This window comes from Thalassospira sp. ER-Se-21-Dark (assembly GCF_017922435.1).
Taxonomy (GTDB): domain Bacteria; phylum Pseudomonadota; class Alphaproteobacteria; order Rhodospirillales; family Thalassospiraceae; genus Thalassospira.
Map to the genome: position 1 here is coordinate 174,142 of NZ_VDEZ01000006.1, position 13,145 is coordinate 187,286.

The following is a 13,145-nucleotide window of genomic DNA, read 5'->3' on the forward strand; positions in this document are numbered from 1 at the left end:
TGTTCCATATTTTGGCGGCATCTTGTTCGCGAACGCAATAATTATTTTTCATATTATTCAATTTTTATTCCTTAAAGGCTATTTTCTACGGCATTGCAGCAACTTCCACCCCCACCCCTCATGTCGCCTTTGCGGAAATTTATTTTCCCTGGAGTTGATAAATATTTCCTGCCAGTGTAAGTCATGCCTATGGCGTATCGCCGACCAATAAGGGTAAAAGCCCGGGCGCATACGACTGATAAAAAAGCAGGCCGCATCAAGTGGCCGTTCGAGGAAACCAGAAACGAGCGGACCCGCACCGGGACAAAACCGGTGACGGAGGACAAGCCAGCATGGCAAATAGCAAAACAACACAAGCACCGCAGACCACCGCCAATAGCGAGCAAGGATCAGGCATGGACACCAAGAGCAAACCCGCCGCCCTCACCCAGGACCCGCACGCGCTTCGTGAACCCAAGGAAAACAATCTTGAAATTGCCATCGGCCATGAAGTCCGAGCGCTTCGTAAGAAGCTTGGCATTACGATTTCTGATCTGGCGTCGGCAACCGGGATTTCGATGGGGATGCTGTCCAAGATCGAAAACGGCGTTACCTCGCCATCGCTGACCTCGCTTCAGGCGCTGGCAAGTGCGCTGGGTGTGCCGGTGACAGATTTCTTCCGCCGTTATGAAGAACCGCGCAATGCTGTGTTCGTGAAATCCGGCGAAGGTGTTGCGATTGAACGTCGCGGCACGCGCGCAGGCCATGAATATAACCTGCTGGGTCATATCGATAACAACACCAGCGGCGTGGTGGTCGAACCCTATTTGCTAACGCTTACCGAGGAGTCGAGCAGCTTCCCCGCCTTCCAGCATGAAGGCATGGAATTCATCTATATGCTTGAAGGTGAAGTTCGTTACCGCCATGGCGATCAGCTTTACTACATGAAAGAAGGCGACAGCCTGTTCTTTGACGCCGATGCCCGCCACGGACCGGAAGAACTTCTTTCATTTCCAATACGTTACCTATCGATCATCTGCTATCCCGCCCGGGGATAAGCATTCACTCCGGTGAAAACATCAGTTCACTGAGAAGAAATTTTTATTCTTCATAGTTGATTCCGCATTCGCGAACAGGTAGTCTCCGTTTCAGAAACAGAATGGAGACTGTCCTGCCATGTGCGGCATTGTTGGTTTATTCCTTAAAGATAAAAGTCTGGAACCACAGCTCGGCGCGTTGTTGTCTGAAATGCTGGTGACCATGACCGACCGTGGTCCCGATAGCGCGGGCATCGCAATTTATGGCGCAGATCAGAATGATCTGGTCAAACTCACGATCCAGTCTCCGGAACCGGAAACAGATTTTGTCGGCTTGACCGAAGACCTGCGCAAAGCCGGGATCAAAAACGCATCCATCCTGCCCAAAAACACCCATGCGGTGATTACGGTTTCAAGCGAACAGATCGATGCGACCCGAAGCGCACTTGAAGAACTTCGTCCGAATGTCCGCGTCATGGGGACGGGTACGGCGATGGAAATCTACAAGGAAGTCGGCCTGCCCAAGGACGTGCTTGAACGCTTCAAGATTTCCGACATGTCCGGCACCCACGGGATCGGCCATACCCGCATGGCGACCGAAAGTGCGGTGACCACCCTTGGCGCCCACCCGTTTTCGACCGGTTCGGACCAATGCCTTGTCCATAACGGTTCGCTGTCGAACCACAACAACCTTAGGCGCGAACTGACCCGCGAAGGCATTCGCCTTGAAACCCAAAACGACTCAGAGGTCGCAGCCGCCTATCTGACCGGTGAAATGGCCAAGGGCAAAAACCTGGGCGAAGCCCTAACAAGTGCGCTTGATGACCTTGATGGCTTCTTCACCTTTGTGGTTGGCACCAAATCGGGCTTTGGCGTTGTGCGTGATCCGATTGCCTGCAAACCGGCGGTGATGGCGGAAACCGATGCCTATGTCGCATTCGGCTCCGAATACCGCGCACTGGTCAACCTGCCGGGCATCGAAGACGCCAGGGTCTGGGAGCCGGAACCGGCCACGGTCTATTTCTGGGAACACTGATTAACACGAACCCTGTCGGCTGCTGCGATGCGCGCACCGACCCGACTGCACTAACCCTGCAGTCCTATGAGGAAGGAACACAAATGCCAGTGTTTGATCTTGCAACCACCGAACTGCGCGCGCTCAATCAGGCGCTTCATGCGCTTGATAAAAGTGGTGTGCCTGAGGATTTCGAAATCACCAATCCGCGCGGTGCGCATGCCGTAGCTGTCGGCATCGACGCACCGGTCAATGTCACGATTAATGGCAGCGTCGGTTATTACTGTGCGGGCATGAATGAACAGGCCAATGTCACGGTCAATGGCAATGCCGGTCCGGGTGTGGCTGAAAACATGATGTCCGGCAAAGTCGTGATCAAGGGCGATGCCAGCCAGTATGCCGGGGCCACCGCCCATGGCGGGTTGCTGGTGATCGAAGGCAATGCATCATCACGGTGCGGTATTTCGATGAAAGGCGTCGATATCGTCGTCAAAGGCAATATCGGCCATATGTCGGCCTTCATGGCGCAGTCGGGCAACCTTGTTGTTCTGGGCGATGCCGGTGATGCGCTGGGTGATTCCCTTTATGAGGCGCGCCTTTTTGTGCGCGGCACGGTCAAAAGCCTCGGTGCCGATTGCGAGAAAAAGGAAATGCGGGCGGAACATATCGACCTTCTGACCAAGCTTCTTGCAGATGCAGGCATCACGGATGTGAAGCCCGAAGAATTCACGCGATATGGCTCGGCCAGAACGCTTTACAACTTCAGTGTCGATAATTTCGACGCCTATTGATGCGGCACGCTGAACGCCGCGCGGATCAAAACGCCGAGCGCGTCAGCCCAAAGACAGGATCAGACCATGACCTACAAAAATCCCGTTACGACGCCGCGTAAATCGGCAACCTTTGATGACTACACCCTTTCGGAAATCCGCCGCGCAGCCGCGACCGGTATCTATGACATCCGCGGTGGTGGCGCGAAACGCCGGGTCCCGCATTTTGATGACCTGCTGTTCCTTGGTGCATCCATGTCGCGCTATCCGCTGGAAGGTTACCGGGAGAAATGCGAAACCGCCGTCACGCTCGGCACCCGTTTTGCCAAGAAACCGATCGAGCTTAAAATTCCGATTACCATTGCCGGCATGAGCTTTGGCTCCCTGTCCGGTCCGGCCAAAGAGGCCCTTGGACGCGGTGCATCGGCGGCGGGCACATCGACCACCACAGGCGACGGCGGCATGACCGAGGAAGAGCGCGGCCATTCGACCCAGCTTGTCTATCAATACCTGCCGTCACGTTACGGCATGAACCCGCGCGACCTGAAACGCGCCGATGCGATTGAAATCGTTATTGGTCAGGGCGCGAAACCGGGCGGCGGCGGCATGCTGCTGGGTCAGAAAATCTCCGACCGCGTCGCTGAAATGCGCAACCTGCCGATGGGCATTGATCAACGATCCGCCTGCCGTCATCCGGACTGGACCGGCCCGGACGATCTTGAGATCAAAATTCAGGAAATCCGCGAAATCACCGATTGGGAAAAGCCGATCTTCATCAAGGTCGGCGGCGCACGCCCCTATTATGACGTTGCCCTTGCGGTCAAGGCCGGTGCCGATGTCATCGTGCTGGATGGCATGCAGGGCGGCACAGCCGCGACGCAGGAAGTCTTTATCGAACATGTCGGTCAGCCGACCCTTGCCTGCATCCGCCCGGCGGTAAAAGCATTGCAAGACATGGGCATGCACCGCAAAGTACAGCTGATCGTTTCGGGCGGTATCCGCAATGGTGCGGATGTTGCCAAGGCGCTTGCCCTTGGTGCGGATGCGGTTTCCATCGGGACCGCAGCCCTGGTCGCGATTGGTGACAACGACCCGAAATGGGAAGCAGAATATAACGAACTTGGCACCACCGCGGGTGCCTATGATGACTGGCATGAAGGTCGTGATCCCGCAGGCATCACGACACAGGATGCCGACCTGATGAAGCGGGTTGACCCGATTGCCGCCGGACGGCGACTGGCCAACTATCTGAAGGTCATGACCCTTGAAGCGCAAACAATTGCGCGCGCCTGCGGCAAAAATCATGTGCACAACCTCGAACCCGAGGATCTCTGCGCACTGAATATCGAAGCGGCCGCCATGGCTGGTGTACCGCTTGCCGGAACCAACTGGGTTCCGGGTCAGGGAGGATTCTAGAACAGCTAACCTACCACCGGACCGGGTGCGCCCCAAGGCGTGCCCGGGGAACCGATGGTTATTGATAAAATTCGTCAGGGGACTTCGATGACCAAGGATCTATCAGCCTTTGCCCGGGAACGCGGCATCAAATACTTCATGATCAGCTTTACCGACCTGTTTGGCGGTCAGCGCGCCAAACTTGTCCCGACCCAGGCAATTGCCGACATGCAGGAAGAAGGTGCCGGTTTTGCAGGCTTCGCCACCTGGCTTGACCTGAGCCCGGCCCACCCCGACATGTTCGCCATTCCTGATCCTAGCTCTGTCATCCAGTTGCCCTGGAAACCGGAAGTCGCCTGGGTTGCCGCCGATTGCATCATGGAAGGCACACCGGTCGAACAGGCCCCGCGCAACGTTTTGAAAGCACAGATCGCCAAGGCTGCCGAGCTTGGCCTCAATGTCAAAACCGGGGTTGAGGCGGAGTTCTTCCTTGTCACCACCGATGGGTCGGAAATTTCTGATCCGGCCGATACCGCCGAAAAGCCTTGCTATGACCAGCAGGCGGTCATGCGCCGTTATGACGTGATTGCCGAGATTTGCGATTACATGCTTGAACTTGGCTGGGGTGCCTATCAGAACGACCATGAAGACGCCAATGGCCAGTTTGAAATGAACTGGGAATTCGATGACGCGCTTAAAACCGCCGACAAGCATTCCTTTTTCAAGTTCATGGTCAAATCAATCGCCGAAAAGCACGGCCTTCGCGCGACCTTTATGCCCAAACCCTTCCCCGGCCTGACCGGCAATGGCTGTCACTGCCATGTGTCGGTGTGGGATAATGACGGCGCCAATGCCTTTGCCGATGATGACATGCCATTTGGTCTGTCGGCCAAGGGCAAGCATTTCCTTGGCGGCATCATGAAGCATGCCTCTGCCATGGCGGTGATCACCAACCCGACGGTCAATTCCTATAAGCGTATCAATGCGCCGCGCACCATGTCGGGTGCAACCTGGGCCCCGAACACGGTGACATGGACGGGCAACAACCGCACGCACATGGTCCGCGTTCCGGGTCCGGGGCGCTTTGAACTGCGTCTGCCGGACGGGGCAACCAACCCGTATCTTCTTCAGGCCGTGATCATCGCGGCCGGTCTTGATGGCATGGCAACCAATGCCGATCCGGGACCGCATTACGATATCGACATGTACAAGGAAGGGCATTCGATCAAGGATGCACCGCGCCTGCCACTGAACCTGCTCGATGCCCTGCGTGAAATGGGCTCTAACGAAGAGCTGCAACTTGCGATGGGCAAGGAATTCTCAAGTGCCTATCTCAAACTCAAACAAACCGAGTGGAATTCTTACGTTTCTCACTTTTCCCGCTGGGAACGTGAGAACACACTTGATATTTAATGCTTCTGCCCGGCCTTATCTCATTCCCCGATGGACGGGGCCGGGCAATTTTTGATTATTCCAAACGAGAAAGCCAGACGCGATGAAAAGCTACGTTCTGACTGTTTCCTGCGATTCTCAGCGCGGGGTGGTTGCTGCTATTTCGACCTATTTGGCAGATAACGGCTGCAACATTACCGATAGCTCCCAGTTTGACGACCAAGAAACCGGCTTGTTCTTTATGCGGGTTGCCTTCGTCAGTGAAGAAGGTGTTGATCAGGAAACCCTGATTGCAGGCTTTGAGGGTCCGGCAGCAGAACTTGGCATGAAGTACGAAATCCATGACAGCTCCGAGAAGATGAAGGTTCTTCTGATGGTGTCGCGGTTTGGTCATTGCCTGAACGATCTGCTGTATCGTTGGAAAATCGGGGCGCTTCCGATTGATATCGTCGGCGTGGTGTCAAACCATCTTGATTATCAGAAGGTTGTCGTTAATCACGACATTCCCTTCCACCACATCCCGGTCACCAAGGAAAACAAGCCCGAAGCCGAGAAAAAGCTTCTTGATGTTGTTTCTGACTATAATGTCGAGCTGATCGTTCTGGCCCGCTACATGCAGGTTCTGTCAGACAGCCTGTGCAAGAAAATGAGTGGCAAGATCATCAACATCCACCACTCCTTCCTGCCAAGCTTCAAGGGGGCTAACCCGTATCAACAGGCCTATGTGCGCGGGGTCAAACTGATTGGCGCAACAGCGCATTATGTCACCGCTGACCTTGATGAAGGCCCGATCATTGAACAGGACATTGCGCGCATCACGCATGCCCAGAACTCGGCCGACTATGTATCAATTGGTCGCGATGTCGAAAGTCAGGTGCTGGCGCGTGCGGTCCACGCCCATATCCATCACCGTTCGTTCATCAACGGCAACCGCACCATCGTCTTCCCGCCAAGCCCGGGAAGCTACGCGTCGGAACGCATGGGCTAAGCCCAGCACCTGCGACAATAAAAAACGCCCCGGCCAATACGGCACGGGGCGTTTTACTTTTTGGTGTGTGAAACCCTTGCGGCTTAGCGCCAGGATTTGGTCGCGCGACGGTCCACCGCACGGGGCACAATACCGCGTGCCGCATTGCCAATCCCGTCAAGCACGTTGCTTGCGGCGATATCACACTGGCGATCGGCCATGCGTTTGAAGCGTGCATCAAAGACCGGCTTGCGATCTACAATGTCGCGGGGATCGGATGCGACCTCTTCCCCACGTTTAAATGCGTCGGGATCAAGCCAATCCAGCGTTAGCCCGGTCAGATCAAGACGCAGCACATCGCCATCCTTAAGATAGCCGATTGCACCACCTGTAAAGGCCTCCGGCACCATATGACCGATACAGGCGCCCTTGGTTACCCCGGAATAACGTCCATCGGTGATCAACATCGATGATGCTTCGAGAATGCGGTGATGGCGCAAGTTCTGCGACGGCGAAAACATTTCCGGCATGCCGTAGGCCTCCGGCCCCTGCCCGCCGATGACAAACGCAAAGGACAGATGACCCTGTTCGAACATGTCCTTTGGCGCATCCATATCAACGCGGTTTCCGCCATTGCGGCGCACGACTGCAGCAATCAATTCTTCATCAACGCCATCGGTTTCAATCAGACGTGTGATCAGATCGGGCGAGGCAAAGTCAGCATTACAGACATGTTCATTTTCGTAATAGCGCACGATGAAGACATGATCATCAAAGTGCGACAATAACCGGTCGCTCATGCCCGATGTCTTGACCGCACAGTTTTCAAAGAAACTGCCGGTGATGACATCAACGCCGGAACGCTGCCTGACCGGGTTGGCACGAATGACCGAAGCATCGCCCAGCGACAGGTCGATCGGATTTTCCAGATTGACGATGCGTTCCGCCCAGGTTTTTCCAAGGATGGTCGGCGCATCAAGATCCATCGCCACGCCAAGGTCGGCCAGAATGCGATAGATGCTTTCCATACCGCGGTTTTTGCCTTCGGCCATTTGCTGGGCCAAAACAAAAGTGTCGCGGTTTTCTGTCAGGCTGTGGGCGAAAATTTCCGGCACCGGCGTTTTGGTGCGCACATCCTGATAATCATCAATCGAAATATCAAAACCGGCATAGCGCATCATGAATGGCAGATGCAAAAGCATGTTACTGCTGGATCCGGTGGCATTATGAACACGCACGAAATTGGCGAAGTTCGCCTTCAGCAAATTGCCAATCGCATATTCCGGCTTGTTGAAAACGCCAAACAGGGCATCGATCCCGGCTGCCACGGCCTCGAACGGCGGGACATCGGTCAGCAGTTCCAGCTCCGGCGGGGTCAGGCCAAAGGCCGCCAACATGGTGCGCGATGAATTGCCCGTGCCGTTAAAGGCACAAATGCCACCTTTTGAGTCACAGGTCGCCGTTGCCAACTCATCCAGGACCCGACGTTCCATCGCCCCGTCGATAATCCCCAAAAGCCGGGCACGTTCGAGCAATCCTGCAAACGCCTCGTCCGACGTGCATTGCAGGATATAGCGCATGTTTTCGCGGATATCGGCACCAAGGTCATCATGCCCTGCGGCATCAGAGTCAGCGGCGATTTTATCCAGCAAACGGCGCGTGCCTTCGGGAATTTCACCGCCTTTTAGAACATGCGACGGCGCAAACACCGCCCAGACCGGCGCCTGATCGCCGCGCCAGGCGCGTGCATGATCGGCCGCGGCCAGACCGGCCACCACAGCGGCGGGGGATTTATCACAGCCGGCAATCACATAGGCCGCATGATAGCTGTGGCCTTCAAAGGTAATATTGACTGCCGCCGCCGTATGGTTGCGCGATGCCAGTGAATAGCTTTGCCCGATATTGTTTTGCGCCGTGCCATCGCAAATCACCGGCACATGGAACAGGAACGGAACCCCACCCATTTCCCAAATGCGCAGTGCCGCCATCAGTGCCTGCGGACGATCCAGAAGATGGGCAGGATGATCAGGTGCGCCGGCAATGATTGCGATGCGCGGGCGGTTTTCCACCAGACGCCCGACCACGTCCTTGATTTCAGGAACGGCAAACTTGCGACCACTGGCCACAACCGGGTTTTCGTTCACAGCATCGCGCAGCAACCGGACGACTGTGATCGGCTGGTTGGCCAGCCCCTGAATGCAGTCGCGATACGGGTTTGCTTTTTCATCGATGATGATTGGCTGATCAGAGAGATTTGCAGGCGACATATACTGTTTTTTCCAAGTTCGAGCAGAGGTCTCGGGGTGCGCAGCGGTCCTGGCACCCGTCGAAACACACGATCAGACGATGCCGCCATCCACGATGAAGTTCTGTGATGAACAGGCCGACGAAACATCAGATGCCAGGAAAAGAACCATCTGTGCAACATCATCCCCCACCAGCCGGCGTTTGACGCATTGCTGCTCCTGAATGCGTTCTTCATCCTCGGGCGAAATCCAAAGATCAAGCTGGCGCTGTGTCATGATGCAGCCCGGCGTCACCGCATTGACGCGAATGCCATATTCACCCCAGTCCCGGGCAAGCGCACGCGTGAGGCCAATAATACCTGCCTTTGCGGTCTCGTACGTTACCAGATCCGGCAGGCCCATCATATAACTCACAGAACTGAAATTGATAATACTTCCGCACCGTTTTTCCTTCATGCCCGGTGCGACTGCCTGGGCACAAAAGAAATGATGGTTCAGGTTCACATCCAGGCCATCCCGCCACTTGTCAGGACTGATATCTTCGGGCGAATGCCGATCATCGCGCGCTGCATTGTTTACCAGAACGTCAACCGGGCCAATCGCAACCGACATGTCGCGAACCGCATCGGAAATAGATGATTGGTTGCGCAAATCAAGCGATTTGTAGATCGGGGTTACGCCGTGCTCTTCCTTAATGGAGGCGATCAGTTTTTGCGCGGCGGCATCATCGATATCGAAGAACCCGACCCGCGCCCCCTGCGCACAGAATGCGCGCACGATCGAAGCGCCAATCCCCGATGCACCGCCGGTTACAAGCACGGATTTACCGTCAATGTCGTGATAACTCGCTGTCATAACGTTCCCTGTCTCTTTTCATATTATTTTAGGTGAATAAATTAATTGCTGCAGCGCACCACGCTATAAACACCGTCAATTCAACCCTTAATCGCAAATTGCGATACAAAAATGCGTGAAAAGCGATGAATTTAATTTATTCACTAAAAAATATTTGACAGGACGCCTTCTTCACGTCAACATTTTTTCGATAACAAAAATAAATGTCACCAGAAGACACATTTATTCAGGGAAGAAACCGATGAAAAAACTCCTATCAACGGCCATGTTGGCCGGAACCGTTCTGCTGTCTGCAAATGCCTTTGCTGCCGATCTGACTGTTGGTGTCAGCTGGTCGAACTTCCAGGAAGAACGCTGGAAAACCGATGAAGCCGCCATCAAGGCTGCTCTGGATGCTGCGGGGGCTGAATACATCAGCGCAGATGCCCAAAGCAATCCGTCCAAACAGCTTTCCGATATCGAAAGCCTGATCGCACGTGGTGCCGATGCCCTGATCGTCCTTGCTCAGGACTCAGCGTCAATTGGCCCGGCTGTCGAGAAGGCCCTCAACGAGGGCATTCCGGTCGTTGGCTATGACCGCCTGATCGAAGACTCGAACGCCTATTACATTACGTTCAACAACAAGGAAGTCGGCCGCCTTCAGGCTGAGGCCGTTTTTGCCGAACAACCGAAAGGCAACTACGTCTTCATCAAAGGCGCACCGACCGACCCGAACGCCAACATTCTGCACGAAGGCCAACTTGAAATCCTGCAGAAGGCAATTGACGCAGGCGACATCAAAGTTGTTGGCGAAGCCTATACCGACAGCTGGCAGCCAGCGATTGCGCAGCGGAACATGGAACAGTTCCTGACGGCTGCGGATAACAAGGTTGATGCCGTTGTCGCATCCAACGATGGCACGGCCGGTGGTGTTGTTGCAGCACTGTCTGCACAGGGCATGCAGGGCATTCCTGTATCGGGTCAGGACGGCGATCACGCTGCGCTGAACCGTGTTGCACTTGGCACCCAGACGGTTTCGGTCTGGAAAGATGCCCGTCTTCTTGGCAAGCGCGCGGCTGAGATCGCCGTTGAACTTGCCAAGGGCACCAAACTTGACGAGGTTGACGGTACCGAAGATTGGCAGAGCCCGAATGGTGTCACCATGAAGTCTTACTTCCTTGATCCGGTTGCGATCACCCAGAACAAACTTGATCTGGTGATTGATGCTGGCTGGGTATCGAAAGACGTGGTTTGCCAGGGCGTAACCAACAGCAAGGTTGCGGCCTGCAACTAGGCCAGCCTGTTTCCTCCGACCTTGCATAAACCCGGGGCCGACTGCATTTCACGCATCGCGCAGATATCGCAGTTCGGCCCCGCTGCTTTACGAGCTTTTTCATGTCACGACTACTTTCGAAAATGGAAGTCGACCGTCGTCTGGTTGGCCTCGCCGTTGTCCTGCTGATTATCTGGGTGGGTTTTGACATTGCCTCGGGCGGTCGCTTTATCACGCCCCGAAACATCTTTAACCTGTCGGTTCAGACTGCCTCTGTGGCGGTGATGGCGTGCGGCATGGTCCTGATCATTGTCACCCGTCATATCGACCTTTCGGTCGGGGCCGTCCTGGGCGTTCTGGCCATGATCATGGGTGTCGTTCAGACCGATGTCCTGCCACAGTTTCTTGATTACAACCATCCCCTGACCTGGGTGCTGACGCTGCTGGTTGGCATTGTTGTCGGTGGCCTCATCGGTTCCATTCAAGGTGTGGCCGTCGGTTATCTTGGCGTTCCGGCATTTATCGTGACACTTGGCGGGCTTTTGGTCTGGCGCGGATCCGCATGGTGGGTCACACAAGGGCGCACCGTTGCCCCGCTTGATCAGAATTACATTTTGCTGGGCGGTGGCATCGAAGGAACGATTGGCGCCACCTGGAGCTGGATCGTCGCCTTGATCGCCATTCTTGCGATCATTTACGCCGCGATCATGGAACGCCGTCGTCGCCTGTCCTTCGAATTTCCGGTCAAACCAATCTGGGCCGAATACACCAACACGATTATCAAGGCCGGCTTGGTCCTGATTGTTGTCGCGACACTGAATGCCTACCACCTGCCAACGCGCGCGGCAGAACGCCTTTTGGAAAACAAGGGCATTCCGGTTACGCCAGAAAACCTTGAAATTTCGCATGGCATTCCGATCCCGCTTCTGATTGTTGCGCTTGTCGCGATCATCCTGACCATTGCGGTCAAACGCACCCGTTTCGGGCGCTATGTCTTTGCGATTGGCGGCAACCCGCAGGCGGCCGAACTGGCCGGAATCAACGTCAAACGCATGACGGTGGCGGTCTTTGCTCTGATGGGCGTGCTTTGCGCGATCAGTGCGGCGATTTCATCTGCCCGCCTGCAATCAGCGGGCAACGATCTGGGTACGCTTGACGAACTTCGCGTGATTGCAGCCGTGGTCATTGGCGGCACGTCGCTTGCCGGTGGTCTTGGCACGATCTATGGCGCGCTGATCGGGGCGCTGGTGATGCAAAGCCTGCAAAGCGGCATGGCGCTTTTGGGGGTGGATACCTCGTTGCAAAGCATCGTCATCGGCCTGGTTCTTGTCGTCGCCGTCTTTAGCGACAAGTATTTTCATCGCCGCTACAGCGACCCGACCGCGTAAGGAGACCCGTGATGACTGATCCAAACATGACCAAAGATCCGCTGGTCGAAATGCAAGATATCCATATCAGCTTTGGCGGGGTGAAGGCTGTTGATGGCGTATCCATTGATCTATATCCTGGCGAAGTGGTTGGCGTTCTGGGCCATAACGGTGCAGGCAAATCAACGCTGATCAAAATTTTGTCCGGTGCCTATCAGGCCGATAGCGGCCAGATCATTGTGGATGGCAAGGAAGCCAAGATCGAGAACGCGCGTGACGCACGCGACAACAACATCGAAACGATCTATCAGAACCTGGCACTTGCCGACAATCTTGATGCCGCCCAGAACCTGTTTCTGGGACGTGAAATCACCGACAAGTTCGGGTTTCTTGATGATGCCGCCATGGAACACAAGGCGCGTGAAGTTCTTCATCGCCTGAACCCGAACTTCAAAAAGTTCACCTCCCCCGTGTCTGCCCTTTCGGGCGGGCAGCGCCAGTCGGTCGCGATTGCACGTGCCTTGTTGTTTGAAGCACGCGTGCTGATCATGGATGAACCCTGTGCGGCCCTTGGCGTTCATGAAACAAAGATGGTCGGGGAACTGATTGACCAATTAAAGCGCGACGGTTTGGGTATTTTGTTGATTAGCCACGATCTTCATGATGTGTTTGACCTTTCTGACCGGTTGCATGTCATGAAGAACGGAAAACTGGTTGGCAGCGTTAGAACCGAAGATGTCACACATGACGACGTACTTGGGATGATCATTCTGGGCAAAATGCCCGAGCACCTTCTGCATCTGGCTGGCCCCGGCGCAACCAATGCAACGGGTGCCGCGAATGGCACCACCCACAGATAAACAAGCGAGA

The 13,145-nt window shown here is 55.2% G+C and carries 11 protein-coding genes; 9 read left to right on the plus strand and 2 right to left on the minus strand.

Annotation, left to right across the window (positions count from 1 at the left end; genetic code table 11):
- Positions 1-332: 332 nt before the first annotated feature.
- The 6 genes from FHI25_RS19275 to purU all read left to right on the plus strand — a co-directional run bounded on the left by FHI25_RS19275 (position 333) and on the right by purU (position 6,576).
- Positions 333-1,037, plus strand: a complete 705-nt coding sequence (locus FHI25_RS19275; protein WP_174713875.1) for an XRE family transcriptional regulator — start codon at positions 333-335, stop codon at positions 1,035-1,037.
- 118 nt (positions 1,038-1,155) lie between these two features.
- Positions 1,156-2,052, plus strand: coding sequence for a glutamine amidotransferase family protein (locus tag FHI25_RS19280; protein WP_210520554.1), 897 nt, complete (start codon positions 1,156-1,158; stop codon positions 2,050-2,052).
- Between the two features lie 83 nt (positions 2,053-2,135).
- Positions 2,136-2,822 (plus strand): GXGXG domain-containing protein, encoded by a 687-nt coding sequence (locus FHI25_RS19285; RefSeq protein WP_210520556.1) that lies wholly within the window; start codon positions 2,136-2,138, stop codon positions 2,820-2,822.
- Between the two features lie 66 nt (positions 2,823-2,888).
- Positions 2,889-4,217 carry an FMN-binding glutamate synthase family protein gene (locus FHI25_RS19290; protein WP_063090379.1) on the plus strand — a complete coding sequence of 443 codons (1,329 nt, stop codon included), beginning with the start codon at positions 2,889-2,891 and terminating at the stop codon, positions 4,215-4,217.
- An 87-nt stretch (positions 4,218-4,304) separates the two neighbouring features.
- Positions 4,305-5,609 (plus strand): type III glutamate--ammonia ligase, encoded by a 1,305-nt coding sequence (gene glnT / locus FHI25_RS19295; RefSeq protein WP_210520558.1) that lies wholly within the window; start codon positions 4,305-4,307, stop codon positions 5,607-5,609.
- Positions 5,610-5,691: 82 nt separating this feature from the next.
- Positions 5,692-6,576: a formyltetrahydrofolate deformylase gene (gene purU / locus FHI25_RS19300; protein ID WP_008892009.1), complete on the plus strand. Its 885-nt coding sequence runs from the start codon at positions 5,692-5,694 to the stop codon at positions 6,574-6,576.
- Positions 6,577-6,659: 83 nt separating this feature from the next.
- Here the strand turns inward: purU and FHI25_RS19305 are convergent, their stop codons facing one another.
- Positions 6,660-8,822 (minus strand): dihydroxy-acid dehydratase, encoded by a 2,163-nt coding sequence (locus FHI25_RS19305; protein WP_210520567.1) that lies wholly within the window; start codon positions 8,820-8,822, stop codon positions 6,660-6,662.
- Between the two features lie 72 nt (positions 8,823-8,894).
- Positions 8,895-9,656, minus strand: a complete 762-nt coding sequence (locus FHI25_RS19310; protein ID WP_210520569.1) for an SDR family NAD(P)-dependent oxidoreductase — start codon at positions 9,654-9,656, stop codon at positions 8,895-8,897.
- Positions 9,657-9,897: 241 nt separating this feature from the next.
- Between FHI25_RS19310 and xylF the strand changes: the two genes are divergently transcribed.
- From xylF to FHI25_RS19325, 3 genes are all read left to right on the plus strand, one after another.
- A complete protein-coding gene (gene xylF, locus FHI25_RS19315; protein ID WP_064781950.1) occupies positions 9,898-10,929 on the plus strand; it encodes a D-xylose ABC transporter substrate-binding protein in 1,032 nt (343 codons plus the stop codon).
- Between the two features lie 101 nt (positions 10,930-11,030).
- Complete coding sequence (locus tag FHI25_RS19320) at positions 11,031-12,296, plus strand: sugar ABC transporter permease (RefSeq protein ID WP_081579325.1); 1,266 nt, start codon at positions 11,031-11,033, stop codon at positions 12,294-12,296.
- Positions 12,297-12,307: 11 nt separating this feature from the next.
- Complete coding sequence (locus tag FHI25_RS19325; RefSeq protein ID WP_008892004.1) at positions 12,308-13,135, plus strand: ATP-binding cassette domain-containing protein; 828 nt, start codon at positions 12,308-12,310, stop codon at positions 13,133-13,135.
- Positions 13,136-13,145: the final 10 nt, after the last annotated feature.

Bases quoted from the DNA above. Each gene is read 5' to 3' on its own strand.
- FHI25_RS19275 (WP_174713875.1), top strand. From the start codon at position 333: ATGGCAAATAGCAAAACAACACAAGCACCGCAGACCACCGCCAATAGC.
- FHI25_RS19280 (WP_210520554.1), top strand. From the start codon at position 1,156: ATGTGCGGCATTGTTGGTTTATTCCTTAAAGATAAAAGTCTGGAACCA.
- FHI25_RS19285 (WP_210520556.1), top strand. From the start codon at position 2,136: ATGCCAGTGTTTGATCTTGCAACCACCGAACTGCGCGCGCTCAATCAG.
- FHI25_RS19290 (WP_063090379.1), top strand. From the start codon at position 2,889: ATGACCTACAAAAATCCCGTTACGACGCCGCGTAAATCGGCAACCTTT.
- glnT (WP_210520558.1), top strand. From the start codon at position 4,305: ATGACCAAGGATCTATCAGCCTTTGCCCGGGAACGCGGCATCAAATAC.
- purU (WP_008892009.1), top strand. From the start codon at position 5,692: ATGAAAAGCTACGTTCTGACTGTTTCCTGCGATTCTCAGCGCGGGGTG.
- FHI25_RS19305 (WP_210520567.1), bottom strand. From the start codon at position 8,822: ATGTCGCCTGCAAATCTCTCTGATCAGCCAATCATCATCGATGAAAAA.
- FHI25_RS19310 (WP_210520569.1), bottom strand. From the start codon at position 9,656: ATGACAGCGAGTTATCACGACATTGACGGTAAATCCGTGCTTGTAACC.
- xylF (WP_064781950.1), top strand. From the start codon at position 9,898: ATGAAAAAACTCCTATCAACGGCCATGTTGGCCGGAACCGTTCTGCTG.
- FHI25_RS19320 (WP_081579325.1), top strand. From the start codon at position 11,031: ATGTCACGACTACTTTCGAAAATGGAAGTCGACCGTCGTCTGGTTGGC.
- FHI25_RS19325 (WP_008892004.1), top strand. From the start codon at position 12,308: ATGACTGATCCAAACATGACCAAAGATCCGCTGGTCGAAATGCAAGAT.